We start from the raw sequence: 16,628 nt of genomic DNA, 5'->3' as shown, positions 1-16,628 counted from the left end.
TGATCTTGAACAAACAAGCAGCGCTCTCATACTAAGGTCTAATATTTAATAATAGGTAGCTGGGTAATTCTTTGGGTATATGCTGTTAGCAAGAATTTTAGGGAGACGGTTATGTCAGAAAGTATTTATCCAGTACCAGAGTCAGTAAAAGCAAATGCATTGATTGATGAAGCAAAGTATCAAGAGTTATATCAATGGTCGATTGATGACCCAGCTGCATTTTGGCACGAGCAAGGTCAACGCCTTGATTGGATAAAACCATTCACTAAAGTAAAAAATACGTCTTTTGATCAAGGTCATGTTGATATCCGTTGGTATGAAGATGGTCAATTAAATGTGTCATATAACTGTATTGATCGCCATTTAAAAGATAAAGCAGATAAAGTTGCACTCATTTGGGAGGGGGATAACCCTGAAGATGTCGCCCATATAACGTATCAGCAATTACATGATGAAGTATGTAAATTGGCAAATGGCTTAAAAAAGCTAGGGGTTAAAAAAGGTGACCGTGTTGCTATTTATATGCCAATGACCCCTCAAGCTGTTTATGCAATGCAAGCTTGTGCGCGTATTGGTGCGATTCATTCTGTTGTTTTTGGTGGCTTTTCGCCGTCAGCTATTGCTGATCGCATTCGAGATTCTGGTGCGAAAGTGGTCATTACTTCCGATCAGGGACGCCGTGGCGGCAATGCCGTTCCGTTAAAAGCCAATGTTGATGAAGCTGTTTCTCAAGAAACGGTCACAACTGTTGAGCATGTTATTGTTCATCAGTTGACTGGTGGTGAAGTTGAATGGTTTGAACACGATGTATATTGGCATGATTTAGTCGCCGATGAGGCCACTACGTGTGAACCTGAGGTAATGGATGCAGAAGCTCCTTTGTTCATCCTTTATACTTCGGGCTCAACTGGGCAGCCGAAGGGCGTGGTGCACACCACGGCTGGGTATTTAGTCTATACATCATTGACTCATGAATGTGTCTTTGATCTAAAAGAAGACGATATTTATTGGTGTAGTGCCGATGTGGGTTGGATCACAGGCCACAGTTATATCGCATATGGCCCGCTCGCAAATGGTTGCACACAAGTTATTTTTGAAGGGGTGCCTACTTACCCAACTGCAGGGCGTATGGGGGAGATTGTTGATAAGCATAATGTCACAATCTTATATACTGCTCCAACAGCAATTCGGGCTTTGATGGCTAAAGGTGAGGAGCCAACAGCCACCTCTTCGCGTACCAGTCTTCGCATTTTAGGATCGGTGGGTGAGCCAATTAATCCAGAAGCGTGGGCATGGTACTATGAAAAAATCGGTAATGGTCAATGTCCAATCGTTGATACTTGGTGGCAAACAGAAACTGGTGGCATGATGATCACACCATTACCGGGTGCGACTGCGATGAAACCAGGTTCTGCGACTCGTCCATTTTTTGGTATTTCGCCTGCATTGTATGATGCAGAAGGCAATACTTTAACTGGAGCAACAGATGGTAATCTTGTTATTTTAGATAGCTGGCCATCGCAAGCTCGAACAGTTTATGGTGATCACGAACGTTTTGAGCAAACGTACTTTTCTGCTTACCCTGGTGTTTATTTCACCGGTGATGGTTGTCGTCGTGATGAAGATGATTACTACTGGATTACAGGCCGTGTTGATGATGTATTAAATGTCTCAGGACATCGTTTAGGTACCGCTGAAATAGAAAGTGCGTTAGTGGCTCATGAAGCTGTCGCAGAGGCCGCGGTAGTAGGTTACCCTCATGACATCAAAGGGCAGGGGATTTATGTGTATCTCACGCCAAACGATGGGGTGGCTGTTACGGAAGAGTTAACGAAAGATGTCCGTAATTGGGTCCGTAAAGAACTGAGTCCAATAGCATCTCCCGATATGATTCAATGGTCTCCTGGGCTTCCTAAAACTCGTTCGGGGAAAATTATGCGTCGTATTTTACGCAAAATTGCTGCAAACGAGCATCAGCAGTTAGGAGATACGTCTACACTTGCAGATCCTAGTGTTGTTGAGGAGCTTATCGAAAATCGCCTAAACCGTTAAAAGGTTGCTAATTCGATAGTTCAACAAGTAAGATATCGGCTGTTACCTGTTAAGATAACAGCCGATTTTATTAGGAGTAGATAATGAGCCAGTTTTTGATCGCGGATGATCATCCTTTATTTAGGGAGGCATTAAAGGGGGCGTTAAAGTCAGCGTTTGCTGAATTAGAGGTATTCGAATCGGATAACTTTGATGCCACATTAGACCTACTGAAACAGCATGATGAGCTCGATTTGTTATTGTTAGATTTACACATGCCTGGCAATGATGATTTATACGGGCTGATCCGCATCCGAGAGGATTACCCTGAATTACCTATTGCAGTTGTTTCTGGTAGTGAAGACATCCAAGTTGTTTCTAAAGTCATGGCATATGGAGCAATGGGATTTATCCCTAAATCATCCTCTTCAGCTGAAATCGCGCAAGGTGTATCAGCTGTCTTAGAAGGAGACACTTGGTTACCGAGCAAACTCAAAGATCAAGTAGCAGGCTTAAGCGATGATGACATCGGGTTAGCAGCGCAAATAGCGTCACTAACACCGCAACAATACCGTGTGCTGAGTTATTTACATGAAGGGTTACTCAATAAGCAAATTGCTTATGAGTTAAGTATTTCTGAAGCAACTGTAAAAGCCCATATCACAGCTATTTTCAGAAAGCTTGGCGTTTATAATCGAACTCAAGCAGTACTAATTGCCTCTAAATTACAACTAGAACCGCAAACAGAAAGCAATTAATACCTTTTGAAAAATACATTAACGTGTAAAAGTTATTTAACACGTTAATGTGCCATTATCTAAACACCACCGTTTTATTATCATTAATGAAGATGCGGTGCTCGCTTGCTAGTTGCAAGGCTTTGCAAAATACATTCTTTTCAACATCTCTACCAAGTTGTGCTAAAGCCGCTGCATCGTTGTCATGAGTCACATGGATGACATCTTGAGTAATGATTGGCCCCTCGTCGAGCTCATCTGTGACGAAATGTGCGGTCGCCCCAATAATTTTAACTCCCCTTTGATACGCTTGTTGATATGGTTTAGCGCCAATAAAAGCGGGTAAGAATGAATGATGAATATTGATAATTTTCCCACTAAATTGCTGCACAAACTCAGGAGTAAGAATGCGCATATATTTAGCTAAGCCAATCAAGTCTGGTTGGTATTGAGCTACTTTATCGGCGACAGCTTTATCATGTTCGCTGCGAGTGAGTCCTTCATGGCTGATAACATGAAAAGGTATATTAAACCCCGCAACCAAAGGAGCGAGTGTATCGTAATTTGCAATGACAGCGACGACTTCAATATTAAGTGCATTTTCAAAGCATTTGAGTAATACACCACCCAAACAATGGGCTTCTTTTGTCGCTAGCAGGACGACCTTTTGTTTGTCTTGACCTTCTAGCCTAAGGTGGCTTTTGGGTGGCAAAATCCGCGCGAGTTGGGGGATTAAATTATGATTAGAAAAGTCACCCTCTAGTTCTGTGCGCATAAAAAATCGAGAGTTAATATTGTCAACAAATTCATTGTTTTTGACTATGTTAAGTTGGTGTTCGAAGCAGAGACTGGTTATTTTTGCGATGAGACCTTTTTCATCAGGACAGTCTGTTAATAATACTTTCTTCATGGTTTCCTCATTCCATCATAAGATTACGTAAACGTCTTAGATAGTTACCACGAAGCGAATGACAGAACAAGATTTATATCCATTGCCAAAGCGATGACATAAAAAAAGCTGGCAAAAGCCAGCTTTCTTATAACTGAATACGTTTAGTTAACACGTTGCTCAGCAGCAATATGAAGATGCGGAGATTTTTCTTTAATCGACGCTAAATTATCAGCAACAACAGATTTTGGAAGTTGGCCGATAATAAACTCACCTGTATTAAGGGCTTTAGATGAAGCTGCGAACTGTAATAAGTTTTCACCGTTACATTGAATACTGTCAAAAACAGTGCGGATTTTTAAATTCTTATCTTTTAAAAATGAACGAAGACGAGATTTATCATCTATTTGTGTGTACTCACAAATACGTGTAGATACTTCGTCATTGGCACTGACATTGGCTGTAAAAAGAGTGGAAGTAAGTGCGATAGCACTAAGTGAGAGTAAAGTCTTTTTCATTTTTTATCCCGTGAGTATTTATTATGATAAATATTACTTAGCAATTTGATGCTAAGTGACTAATATAAATAACTAAATTAGGTACTTACATTTATCTACGTGATAGTTTAGTTAATTTTTATGGTTTTGCATGCTTTTACTAGTAAAAAAGTTTATTTCCATCCTTTTGTATTATTTTTCGGTTTGTTTTTTAATCAGAATGTAAAGTTAAATGCCATAACAATCGTTACAACCGACTGTTATGGTTTAACAAAGCTTTTAATTTGGCTGGTTTTATCGGCTTGCTTAAATAATGAATATTAAGCTCTTTAACTTGTTGCTTTAAGCTGTCATCGCGCACCGCAGTAATTAGGATAGAAGGGACCTGTTTATGCCAAATGTCACGCAGTTGTGATATTAAACTAACGCCATCACATTCATTGCTAAGTTGGTAATCCATTAAAATAACATCAGGGGCACAATGTGTGTGTGCATACGTAAGGGCATCATCGACGTTATCAGTACTGTTATACTTTACAAACCATTTATCTAACAGAGTACTCATAGCGGCTAAATTTTCTTGTTCGTCATCGACCATGAAAATAGTTAACGTTTTATCTTGGCTCAATTGTGACGAATTTGATGGTTTCTGTTGAACTAATGCAGGCTCACCTAAAGGCACTTCGATACTAAAACAACTGCCTTTTCCAACTACGGAGGTGAGCGAAAGTGGAATGGAAAGTAAATCGGCCATCCTTTTTACCACACCTAAACCCAGCCCGACTCCTTTGTTATCCGTTTTACTAATACGATAAAAGTCATTAAAAATGCGCTGTTGCTCATATTCAGAAATTCCAGGCCCGGTATCCCAGACTTCAATTCGTAAATGCAGTCCTCTTTTGCGGCACAGTACCAATACTTTACCTGTCTGTGTGTACTTAACTGCATTGGATACTAAATTCTGAATAATACGTCTTAGGTAAGTGGTATCACTATGCACAACCGTATCGCATTCTTTGATTTTTAAAAGCAGGCCTTTTGCTTTAGATAAAATAGAATATTCATTGGAAAGAGGCTGTAAAATATCACTAATTGAAAAATGGCGGGGAGTTGGTGTCATCGCACCTTGATCGAGCTTAGCTATTTCCAGTAGAGCAGACATTAAATGCACCGTTGAATCTAAGCTATCACCTAGTTTATCCAGAGCGCTTTTGTTAGGGGCATTGAGTTGTGCTTCATCAATAGCCGCCAAATAAAGCCGAGCAGCATTGAGGGGCTGTAGAATGTCGTGACTGGCCAAGGCTAAAAAGCGCGTTTTGCTTTCATTGGCTTTTTCAGCTTCCATTTTTGCTTGCTGAAGAGCTTGTTCCGTTTGTTCGCGTTTAACTATTTGTGCTTCGAGGTTTTTGTTAATTGACCTAATTTGTTGCGTACGCACTTCGATTCTGTTTTCGAGGTCTATATTGACTTCTTCTAACGCATCTTGAGTATTTATATGATTGGTGACATCAGAAAAGCAGGTGACAAACCCACCATCAGGAAGTGGGTTACCTATCATTTCAAATACTTTGCCATTGCGCCTTTTTCGCGTGAAATGGTGTGGGGTGCCATTTTTTAAATGCTGCACCCGCTTTTGTACTTGGTCTTCGAACTCTCCCGGGCCACAATCACCCTTATTAACATTGAAGCGGATCACCTCTTCAATTGGCTGTCCTGATTCAAGAAAATTTTCAGGATATTCAAACATTTCAATATAGCGTTTATTCCAAGCAACCAGTTTGAGATCTTTGTCCACCACCGAAATGCCGTGGCTGAGATTTTCTAATGCGGTGTACAGAAGGTTTTGATTAAACTGTAACGCTTGTGTTGTTTCATCAAAAAAATTGACGACTTCTTCAAAAGCCATCTGTTTACCAGAAATCACCGCCCCCATAATTGCGCGAGCAGTAGATGCGCCTAGTACACCTGCCAGTGAGCGCTCACAATACTCAACAAAATTGATGCTTGGGCTGCTATTATCATCGCCCATTTCATGCATCATGGCGTATTCAATCAAAATTTGTTTTGCGCGTTCAATGCCTAAAAAAGTTTGTAGCAAGACTTTGAGATCGTAGATATTTGCATTGATACGCTTAGTTGCGCGTTTTGCTGAGTTTTCTGAGGCACGAGGATTTACAAAAGCGGAAGCCTGAATTTTATCAACCAAACGCTCATGGGCACCTAAGCTAAAACTGATATAACAAATAATATTGGCAAAAAGGGCAATAAATGTCCCTTGTGTGATGATGCTTTGTTGGGATACATACTCTCCTGCGGGCACTCCCTCAAGCATGGGCAGCATTAAAAACAACATCCAACATAGTATGCCAGCCATTAAGCCAGCATAAACACCGTATGCATGGCCTTTACGCCAATATAAGCCACCAACTATAGCTGGAAGAAGCTGAGTCACTAAAGAAAATGCAACTAACCCCATACTGGCTAGTGCAGACTGATCACCGACCATTTGTTGATAGAAATAGGAGAGAAACAAAATCAAGGCGATGGTCAAGCGGCGTACCAGTAAAATGCGTTTTTTATAACTTGTGGTAATTAAGTTACGTCTAAATTTTCGGCGCAGCATGAGCGGTAATACAACGTCATTAGAGATCATCGTACTGAGTGTCAAGGTGGCAACGACGATCATTGCAGTCGCGGCCGACAAGCCACCGACAAAGACTAAAATGGCAATAACATCAAACCCGTGAGCCAGTGGTAAGGCTAAAACAAAGCTATCAGGGGCAAATTCGCCGCCAATAAGTGGATGCATTGCTGCCGTCGCGATAGGAATGATCACAGCTGCGGTTAACAGTAAATAGAGCGGAAAGGCCCAACGCGCTGTTTTAAGGTGCTTTGGATCTTGATTGTCGATTACTGTGACATGAAATTGTCGTGGTAAACAGATAATGGCCGCGGCAGCCATTAAGGCTTGACCAATAAAGGTGAAACTAAAAAAATCGCTACGTTGCCAATGATCAAATGCATCTTGGCTTTGAAAAAATGCCATCATCCCAGGCTGGTAATCACTAAAAATGTAAATGGCTAATCCTGCAACGGCAATCAGAGCGATGAGTTTAATAAAGGATTCAAACGCAATGGCCAGCATTAGGCCTGAGCGGTACTCAGTGACATCGACTTTGCGAGTACCAAAAAAAATAGCAAATAACGCCATCATCAAAGTACCAATAAAGGCCAAGAGTGGCCCTGATATGCCACTGCTTGATTGGAGTAAAACAAAGCTGGTACTGAGCGCTTTTAATTGCAATGCAATATAGGGAATAGTGGCAAGCAGTGCGATCACTGTCACTAAAATTGCGGTAAATTGGCGTTTGCCGTAACGAGAGGAGATAAAATCAGCAATGGTGGTAATGTTTTGTTTTTTACTGACGACGACAAGCTTATGCAAAAAACCTTGGCCAAATATAAACAGTAGTGCAGGACCGAGCAAAATAGGCAGATAACTCCAGCCATTGTTCGCCGCAGTGCCGACTGCGCCATAAAACGTCCAAGATGTGCAGTAAATACCGAGCGCAAGTGAATATACAAATGGATGGCGGGTAATTTTACTCGCTTTGGCGCTGGTTTTATCCCCCCAATTAGCCAGCCAAAATAAGACGGCAATATAGGCGAGTGCGACAAAAATAAGAAAAAAAGTCATGGCAATGATGTGTTATTTTTTTAGTTTATAAACTCTACCATGACGAAGTACAAAAGTACCATTTTCAATCATCAGTTCAGTTTACAGAAATTGCGTTTGATTGTTTTTAAGTTGTTGTTTTTAAAAAGTAAGTTGTAGGTGATTTTCGATTTACCTTCAATCTAAGACTAATGTCGCATTGGGTCTGTAATTTTTTCATATGCATCTTTTCAAAAAGACACCCTTCATTAAAGCGCTTAATTTTCAGTGTCTTACATTTATATTTGTCTGCCACAACCTTTACGTAAACGGAAAGGTTAATCAATTGTTACGACTAAGGTCTCAATTTAAATGATGCCGAGCATTGCTAGAGTCAATGGTGACAATTAATACAATCACTGCTCATTATGAGTGTGATGTAAGGGGATAAAAATGGCTTTTAAAAATGAAGAACAAGCGAAAGCATATTGGTCAGAAAATCTGTCTCTCATGTTTAAGCTTTTAGTGATTTGGTTTGTAGTTTCGTTTGGGTTTGGCATCTTATTGGTGGATGTGCTCAATGAAATACGCTTTTTTGGTTTTAAATTGGGCTTCTGGTTCTCGCAGCAAGGTGCAATTTATACATTTGTTGGTTTGATTTTTTTCTACGTGTACAAAATGAATGCGTTAGATAAAAAATATGGCGTAGATGAATAAGGATTAAAATGATGGATGTAAAAACACTCACCTTTATCATTGTCGGCGCAAGTTTCGCGCTGTACATTGCCATCGCAATTTGGGCGCGAGCGGGTTCAACTAAAGAGTTTTATGTTGCTGGTGGCGGTGTGCCTCCTTTAGCAAATGGTATGGCTACAGCAGCTGACTGGATGAGCGCTGCGTCGTTTATTTCGATGGCTGGTATTATCTCGTTCGCTGGTTATGATGGCGGCGTTTATCTGATGGGTTGGACTGGTGGTTATGTTTTATTAGCACTGTGTCTTGCACCTTATTTGCGTAAGTTCGGTAAATTCACGGTTCCAGATTTCATCGGAGATCGTTATTACTCTCAAACGGCCAGAACGGTTGCGGTTATTTGTGCAATCTTTATCTGCTTTACATACATCGCGGGCCAAATGCGTGGTGTAGGCGTGGTGTTCTCTCGTTTCTTAGAAGTTGAAATCGAAACGGGTGTGTACATTGGTATGGTGATAGTATTTTTCTATGCTGTTTTGGGTGGCATGAAAGGGATCACGTATACGCAAGTTGCTCAGTACTGTGTATTAGTATTTGCTTATTTAGTTCCAGCTGTTTTTATCTCATTGATGATGACAGGTCACGTCCTGCCACAAACCGGTTTTGGTGCAACATTAAGTGATGGTTCAGGCATGTATTTGCTTGATAAACTTGATGGTCTGAGCACAGAACTCGGCTTTGCCCAGTACACTGAAGGCTCAAAGAGCATGATTGATGTCTTTGCCATCACGGGTGCCTTAATGGTAGGTACTGCTGGTTTACCTCATGTTATTGTTCGCTTTTTCACGGTACCACGTGTTAAAGACACGCGTATTTCTGCTGCATGGACCTTAGTATTTATTGCGATTGTGTACACGACCGCTCCTGCAGTTGCATCATTCGCTCGAGTGAACATGATTGATACAATCAATGGTAAAGATGGTAGTGGTACTGTGTATGCGGATGCGCCAGCGTGGGTTAAAAACTGGGAGCGTACAGGTTTAATTAAGTTTGATGATAAAAATGGCGACGGCAAAATGTTCTACTCTGCTGGCAAAATTGAAGACCAAAATTCAGCAAACGAAGTTAAAATTGACCGTGACATCATGGTATTAGCGAATCCAGAAATTGCAGATTTACCTGCTTGGGTGATTGCATTAGTTGCGGCGGGTGGTATTGCTGCGGCGCTTTCAACAACGGCAGGTTTATTATTGGTTATTTCAACGTCGGTTTCTCATGATTTACTTAAACGGACCTTTAAACCTGATATCACAGATAAACAGGAGCTAATGGCAGCGCGTTTAGCGGCGATGGTGGCCATTTGTGTCTCGGCGTACTTTGGTATTAACCCGCCTGGATTTGTCGCCTCTGTTGTTGCGTTTGCCTTTGGCTTGGCAGCTGCAAGCTTCTTCCCTGCAATTATTATGGGGATCTTCTCTAAGAAGATGAATAAAGAAGGCGCGATTGCCGGTATGGTATCGGGTATTACCTTCACGGCAGGTTATATCATTTACTTCAAGTTTGTTAGCCCAGAGCTGAATGCTCCAGCTAACTGGTTGTTTGGGATTTCACCTGAAGGGATTGGTCTAATTGGTATGTTAGTGAACTTTGTGGTTGCGGTTGCTGTTCTTAAATTAACAGCAGAAACACCGGTAGAAGTTCAAGAGATGGTTGAGAGTATTCGTAACCCGAAAGGCTCAGAAACAGCTCATGCACACTAAACTTTTAGCATGGTAACAAAATGAAGCTCGACTAACGTCGAGCTTTTTTTTTTATCCAGTTTCAGTACAGTGGGCTTAGCCTATACAATTGGTAACGATCATGACCATTGAACAAAAAGAGTTATTACGCTTTATTAGCGAACAAGCCCCTTTTAATCAGCTCGATTTTGCTGCAACGGATTATTTTGTCTCGCATCTGCAGGTTGTGTATGTAAGCAAAGAAAATCAGCATCAATGGCTTAATAATCAAGCCCCTAATTTGTATTTAATTCGCTCTGGATCGTTTGATTTAGTTGAGCCAAATGGTGAATTGGTGGCTCGTCTCTCTGAAGGTGAATATTTTGGTTACCCGTCGCTATTGACGGGAGATGACATTCAAAATCAACTACAAGTTCAGACTGATGGCATTGTTTATCTACTTGAACAAGATGCGTTTGATTTTTTACGCCATCAATACAAAGCGTTTGAACAGTATTTTGTGCGTGCACATGCCAACCGCTTGTTATCAACGCATTATAAAAATAAAGCAGATAATTGGTCTGAGCGTCGAATTTCTGAAGTGATGAATAAGGGCGCAGTGACACTTTCGCCTGATGCCAGTATTCGCCAAACGGCGAAAAAGATGAGCCAACATGGAGTGTCATCCATTATGGTGATGGAGCATGAGCGCCTTGTTGGCGTGGTGACCGATCGGGATTTACGTAACCGTGTATTAGCCACTGAGCTCGATCCAAGAGAATCGGTCAGTTTAATCATGAGTGCGAAACCTAAGTACATCTTCGAAAATAACCGAGTTTTTTCGGCTTTACATCTGATGCTACGGCACAATATTCATCATCTACCTGTCCTAGATGAAAATCATAAACCCCTCGGTATGTTAACCAGCACTGATTTACTTCGTCAGCAAAAATCAGATCCAGTCCAACTTATTGGGCGCATTTATAAGGCTACCACTGTAGCTGATGTAAAACGCTATGCGATGGAAATACCTGAATTATTACAGGGTTTTTCTCATAAAGTTGAAGATATCAGCTTGATTGGGAAATTACTCAGCGGCATTACTGATGCGCTCACATCGCGGCTAATTTATTTATTTCAAGAAGATCATGGCGCAGCACCAACGCCGTTTAGCTGGATATGTTTTGGCTCACAAGCAAGGGAAGAGCAAACTCTTCATTCAGATCAAGATAACGGCTTATTATTACCCGATGAACTCACTGCTGCTCAGCAGTCATATTTTGCGGCGATGGGGGAGTTTGTCTGTGAGCAACTCAGTGTATGTGGCATTGTAAAATGTCCTGGCAATATAATGGCTAGCTCACCTGAGTGTTGTTTATCGATATCTGCGTGGCTGGCGAAGTTTTCCCATTGGGTGAGCAGTCCATCACCGCAAGCGGTCTTAAATTGTAAGATATTTTTTGATTTACGTTTTGTTGAAGGCTCGAATGAGCTCTATAAAAGCTTTAGTTTGAAACTCAGTGAAATGAGTAAAAATCAGATTTTCTTTGCTTCAATGGCCACCGATATTAATACTAATTCAGTGCCGATTGGTTTGTTTAATCAATTTAAACTTGAGCAGACACCCCATAAATACAAATATTTAGATTTAAAGAAACGCGGCGTAGTCATCATAAATGACATTGTGCGTTTGTACGCATTGAGCAAAGGGGTTAAAGCAGCTAATACCGTTGAGCGCATCGATTTACTTGTTAAAGCACAAGCAAACAATAAGCGGGATTTATATGATCTCAAAGATTGTTGGCGTTTTCTGACCCAGCTGCGCTTACGAAGCCAGATCAACCAAGAGGGATTACCAAGTAACTGTATTAACCCAGAGACATTAACATCATTAGAAAAGCATCAACTGAAAGAAGCATTTTTCCTCGTAAAACAAGCGCAACAAGCCGCTGCATTTAAGTTTGCACGAGGCAGTTTATAACTATTTGCCTGAATTTTGCCTCGCAAGGAGTGGGTGGCCTCGGCAACTAACGACTTATCGGGTGTAGCCTGATTAAGTAAAGAAGGAACAGTTATCGTGAGTATGTTTAATACCTTAAAACGGTTATTGGGGTTTTCCCCTGAGTTGCAAGATACCTTGCAGCAAAATTGTTTTCGCGCTAAATATTTAGTGATTGATTTGGAGTTGACCGGCCTCAATCCTAAACAGGATGAAATCGTGTCTTTAGCTTGGTTACCCATTGAAGATCAGCGGATATTTGTCGGTCAAAGTGAGCACTTTATTAATGCCCATGTCAATGAGCTCAAACAAAGCCCAATTTTCCATGGTATTGACAGCCATGCTTTAGAAGGTGGAGTGCCGTTGGTTTTAGCGCTACAGCAGCTTAGGCCCTTATTAGATAAATATGTATTGGTTTTTCATAATGCCGAACTCGACTGGTTATTTTTAAAAAATGCATTTGGTCAGTTTAATATGCCAATTGCTGCCACTGTCATGGTTGATACCATGAAAATCGAGCACAAACGACTATCACTACAAGGGCAAGAGATTGGCTTTGATGATTTGAATTTAGCGGCATGTCGTGCCCGTTATAGTTTGCCTGAGTATTTAACACATAACGCCTTAACGGATGCGCTCGCCACTGCTGAGCTTTTTTTAGCGCAGCTCAATAAAATTACTTCCGGAAAAGGGATTGCATTGCGCCAGCTAGTTTAGTCAATACTGCCGCAGACTGTCAGTGGCTAAATTACAAGTTTGATTGGTAAATTTGAAAACAGCCTTTGCCGCTATTTTTGGCTTGATAAAGCGCCTTGTCTGCTTGTTGCACGAGGGGCTCTCCAACTTGTTCTGATAAAGTGGTAAAAGCAATGCCTATGCTGATCCCACTGGTGACCTGCGTGTAGGCATCGATTTCAATAGGTTGGTGAATATCAGTAATTAAACGCTCGGCTATTTGCGTGAGTTCAACTTCATCCAGCGCCTGATCGATGACAATAATAAATTCATCCCCACCAATACGTGCGACTAAGTCATAGCCTCGCATTGCTTTGATCATCCGCTTGCTGACTTCAACCAATACTTTATCGCCAGCATGGTGGCCATATGTATCGTTAATCGGTTTAAAGCCATCTAAATCAAGATATAACAGATAAACATACGCTGGTTGGCGATCAAGGCGTGCAGAAATTCGTTTGAGTTCATTAAAGAGTGATTTTCGATTGGCAAGCCCGGTTAAGCTATCGTGAAGTGAATCAAACTCAAGGAGAGTCTGGAGCTGTTTTCGTTGATCCACCTCTCGTTGTAGCTCAGTGAGACTGTTTTGCAGTTGTTTTGTACGAGATTCAACTTGATGTTCTAATTCATTTTGATATTGAGCTAAGCGCTGATTAGCTTCATATAAAGCTTGTTGATTATTAAATGCATCGAGGGCGGAGGCAATAACATGGCTGATGGTATAGAGCACATCAACCATGACACCTGAATACTCGTCTTCCCGTCGATAAGACTGAATAATGAATGCGCCTAAAAAGTTTTCTCTGATCATGAGGGGAAAGCACAGCCATTGTTGTGGTAGAGAGCCAAGGACCTTAACTTCGCCTTTTTCAATCAGCTCTGTGAGTTGTGATAGATTAAAGTTGCAGACTTTTTGTTGAGCTAAAGCGTAATAAGTAAGGGTGCTGGCCAAATCATTGAGCTCAATACCATTGAGTTCTTCGGCATCAAAGTCATCTTTTACATCATGAAAATAAGGAAAAGTAAGGCGGTCATCATCACCCAGAAGCACAACATAAAAATTATCGGCATAGGTGACTTTTTGTAAAATACAATGAATGTCGAGTAAAAAACGCTGTATGGAGTCACTGCTATTGAGGCAGGCAACAATGTCTGTCATACGGTCAATTACACCGGATTCATTTAAACCAGTGAGTGCCATAAGCGTTCCTTTTGATAAAGTTTAGAATGAAAAAGTACTCATTCAATAAAGATAGTATTATCAGAGAGGTTTGTGAACTCAAACACTGAAAAAGCGGGTTTTACTGATAGGTTAATCTGTATCGCAAGCATGCATACATTAGGTCAATTCGATAAGACTTTTCAACAATTTAAATGTTAGTAGCCAACAAAAGAACGTAAAAACCCACAATAAAATATGCAGTGTCTCTCGTTAATCTACATGATGTGCCATATTTTCTACTGATATAGTGATGAAATGTTCATCAACTTAGAGAGCCAAGTCGCCTGCTGTTTTTTATGATGGCTTTAGCTTAATCAGAAAAGCAGGCCAACAGTGACCCATAAAAAAGCAGACTTAGATTTTGTGGTGGACGTCTAAACATCTGGAGCTTGAAATTTCCAGATATCCAGTCATAATTGCAGCTAGTTTTGCTTATAGAGAAATAACGATGCCAATTACTGTCCTTGATGAACTCCCTGCAATTGCACAATTACGCCAAGAAAATGTGTTTGTCATGCCTAAAACTCGGGCAAAAACGCAAGAAATTCGTCCAATGCAATTGGCTATTTTAAACTTGATGCCAAATAAAGTTGAAACCGAAGTGCAGTTTATTCGTTTACTCGCCAATTCTCCGTTACAAGTTAATGTTGATTTACTGCGGTTAGACACTCACAGAAGTAAAAATACCTCTGAGCAGCACCTTGATACGTTTTACCGTTATTTTTCTGAAGTAAAAGATCTTAACTATGATGCATTGATTGTCACTGGTGCCCCTTTAGCACATCTTGAGTTTGAAGAAGTCGCCTATTGGGATGAGCTTAAAGTTATTTTAGATTGGGCTGAGCAACATGTAACCTCGACACTGTTTTCATGTTGGGCCGCTCATGCAGCGCTTTACCATCATTATGGTTTAAAGCGCGAACTGCGCGAACAAAAATTATGTGGGGTGTTTCAACATCAGTGCTTTTTTGAGCATGCAGCCCTGACGCGTGGTTTTGACGATGAGTTTTTGGTGCCTCATTCTCGTTATGGCCACATCGATATAAACAAAATTCAACAGGTAGACGAGCTGACTATCTTGGCGGGCTCTGAGACTGTTGGGGCGTACTTGACTAAAAACACATCAGGCAGCCAAGTGTATTTAACCGGCCATCCAGAGTATGATGCGGATACATTGAAGGGGGAGTATATTCGTGACTGTGCGAAAGGTTCTGATGCCCCCAAACCTGAAAATTATTTTGTTGATGATAATCCAGATAATAAGCCGTCTAAAACTTGGCAAAGTCACGCCTTTTTATTGTTTTCGAATTGGTTAAACTATTATGTGTACCAAACTACGCCGTATGATATTAACTTAGTTAGCCAGGATGTGAGGACTAACAATTATGCCGAATAAAGACAAGACCGCTCAATTAAAAGCCGCCCTCAATGAGCGCATTTTAATTTTAGATGGTGCCATGGGCACTATGATCCAAGAATATAAATTCTCTGAAGAAGATTATCGCGGTGAGCGCTTTGCTGACTGGCATGTATTGATCAAAGGCAATAATGATTTATTGAGTCTCACTCAGCCTGAGGTGATTGCAACTATTCACCGAAATTACTTACGCGCTGGTGCAGATATTATCGAAACAAATACTTTTAACTCAACCACCATTTCAATGGAAGACTATGAAATGGCGCACTTAAGCCGAGAGATTAATCTTGAATCGGCTAAATTAGCCCGACAAGTATGTGATGAAGTCACCGCGCTTGAGCCGCATAAACCTCGTTTTGTTGCGGGTGTACTTGGCCCGACGTCTAAAACCTGTTCTATTTCGCCAGATGTCAATGATCCGGGTTATCGCAATATTACTTTTGATGCGCTGGTGGAAGCGTATATTGAGTCAACGCTTGCTTTAATGGAAGGTGGAGTCGACATTATCTTGATTGAAACCATTTTTGATACTTTAAATGCCAAAGCGGCCTCTTTTGCAGTTGAAGAAGCATTTGAGCAAGCCGGACGAGTATTGCCAGTAATGATTTCAGGCACGATTACCGATGCATCAGGGCGCACGTTATCAGGGCAAACTACCGAGGCATTTTATAACTCAATTCGTCACATCAAGCCTATTTCTATTGGGCTCAATTGTGCCCTTGGCCCAGATTTATTACGCCAATATGTTGAAGAGTTATCACGAGTGTGTGAAACCTATACGTCAGTTCATCCCAATGCTGGTCTTCCGAATGAATTTGGTGAATATGATCTTGAAGCGCCAGAAATGGCCACTGAAATTATCGATTGGGGTAAATGTGGCTTTATCAATATTGTTGGTGGGTGCTGTGGAACTACGCCTGCACACATCAAAGCATTTGCGCAAGGACTTGCAACGGTTGCTCCACGTCCATTACCAGAACTTGAAGTTAGGATGCGTTTATCTGGTTTAGAAGCCTGTAATCTGAACTAAGGACT

At 41.1% G+C, this 16,628-nt stretch carries 12 protein-coding genes; 8 read left to right on the top strand and 4 right to left on the bottom strand.

Annotated elements, in window-relative coordinates:
* The first annotated feature begins 111 nt into the window (after positions 1–111).
* The gene (gene acs, locus PULV_RS06135; RefSeq protein ID WP_193331172.1) at positions 112–2,052 is read left to right on the top strand and encodes an acetate--CoA ligase; all 1,941 of its coding nucleotides are present in this window, start codon (positions 112–114) and stop codon (positions 2,050–2,052) included.
* An 83-nt stretch (positions 2,053–2,135) separates the two neighbouring features.
* The gene (locus PULV_RS06130) at positions 2,136–2,789 is read left to right on the top strand and encodes a response regulator transcription factor (protein WP_086742427.1); all 654 of its coding nucleotides are present in this window, start codon (positions 2,136–2,138) and stop codon (positions 2,787–2,789) included.
* A gap of 55 nt (positions 2,790–2,844) precedes the next feature.
* On the opposite strand, the gene purU is transcribed toward PULV_RS06130, so the two are convergent.
* From purU to PULV_RS06115, 3 genes are all read right to left on the bottom strand, one after another.
* Positions 2,845–3,678, bottom strand: coding sequence for a formyltetrahydrofolate deformylase (gene purU, locus PULV_RS06125; RefSeq protein WP_193331171.1), 834 nt, complete (start codon positions 3,676–3,678; stop codon positions 2,845–2,847).
* A 143-nt stretch (positions 3,679–3,821) separates the two neighbouring features.
* Positions 3,822–4,175: a DUF3718 domain-containing protein gene (locus PULV_RS06120; protein ID WP_193331170.1), complete on the bottom strand. Its 354-nt coding sequence runs from the start codon at positions 4,173–4,175 to the stop codon at positions 3,822–3,824.
* A gap of 226 nt (positions 4,176–4,401) precedes the next feature.
* Positions 4,402–7,851 carry a PAS domain-containing hybrid sensor histidine kinase/response regulator gene (locus PULV_RS06115; protein ID WP_193331169.1) on the bottom strand — a complete coding sequence of 1,150 codons (3,450 nt, stop codon included), beginning with the start codon at positions 7,849–7,851 and terminating at the stop codon, positions 4,402–4,404.
* A 411-nt stretch (positions 7,852–8,262) separates the two neighbouring features.
* Here PULV_RS06115 and PULV_RS06110 point away from each other — a divergent pair, with 411 nt between their 5' ends.
* The 4 genes from PULV_RS06110 (at position 8,263) to PULV_RS06095 (ending at position 12,936) form a co-directional block, all read left to right on the top strand.
* Complete coding sequence (locus PULV_RS06110; RefSeq protein WP_086742431.1) at positions 8,263–8,526, top strand: DUF4212 domain-containing protein; 264 nt, start codon at positions 8,263–8,265, stop codon at positions 8,524–8,526.
* A gap of 11 nt (positions 8,527–8,537) precedes the next feature.
* Positions 8,538–10,262 (top strand): sodium:solute symporter family protein, encoded by a 1,725-nt coding sequence (locus PULV_RS06105; protein WP_193331269.1) that lies wholly within the window; start codon positions 8,538–8,540, stop codon positions 10,260–10,262.
* 100 nt (positions 10,263–10,362) lie between these two features.
* Positions 10,363–12,201: a DUF294 nucleotidyltransferase-like domain-containing protein gene (locus PULV_RS06100; RefSeq protein WP_193331168.1), complete on the top strand. Its 1,839-nt coding sequence runs from the start codon at positions 10,363–10,365 to the stop codon at positions 12,199–12,201.
* Between the two features lie 102 nt (positions 12,202–12,303).
* Positions 12,304–12,936 (top strand): 3'-5' exonuclease, encoded by a 633-nt coding sequence (locus PULV_RS06095; RefSeq protein WP_193331268.1) that lies wholly within the window; start codon positions 12,304–12,306, stop codon positions 12,934–12,936.
* Between the two features lie 31 nt (positions 12,937–12,967).
* Here PULV_RS06095 and PULV_RS06090 read toward each other — a convergent pair whose 3' ends face one another.
* Positions 12,968–14,155, bottom strand: coding sequence for a sensor domain-containing diguanylate cyclase (locus tag PULV_RS06090; RefSeq protein WP_193331167.1), 1,188 nt, complete (start codon positions 14,153–14,155; stop codon positions 12,968–12,970).
* A 469-nt stretch (positions 14,156–14,624) separates the two neighbouring features.
* On the opposite strand from PULV_RS06090, the gene metA reads away from it, so the two are divergent.
* Positions 14,625–15,572, top strand: a complete 948-nt coding sequence (gene metA / locus PULV_RS06085; protein ID WP_193331166.1) for a homoserine O-acetyltransferase MetA — start codon at positions 14,625–14,627, stop codon at positions 15,570–15,572.
* Complete coding sequence (locus PULV_RS06080) at positions 15,562–16,623, top strand: homocysteine S-methyltransferase family protein (RefSeq protein ID WP_193331165.1); 1,062 nt, start codon at positions 15,562–15,564, stop codon at positions 16,621–16,623. Before metA ends, PULV_RS06080 begins: the two co-directional genes overlap by 11 nt.
* Positions 16,624–16,628: the final 5 nt, after the last annotated feature.

The sequence above is a fragment of the Pseudoalteromonas ulvae UL12 genome (genome assembly GCF_014925405.1).
Classification (GTDB): Bacteria; Pseudomonadota; Gammaproteobacteria; order Enterobacterales; family Alteromonadaceae; genus Pseudoalteromonas; species Pseudoalteromonas ulvae.
This window is presented reverse-complemented; position numbering and strand designations above follow the sequence as displayed.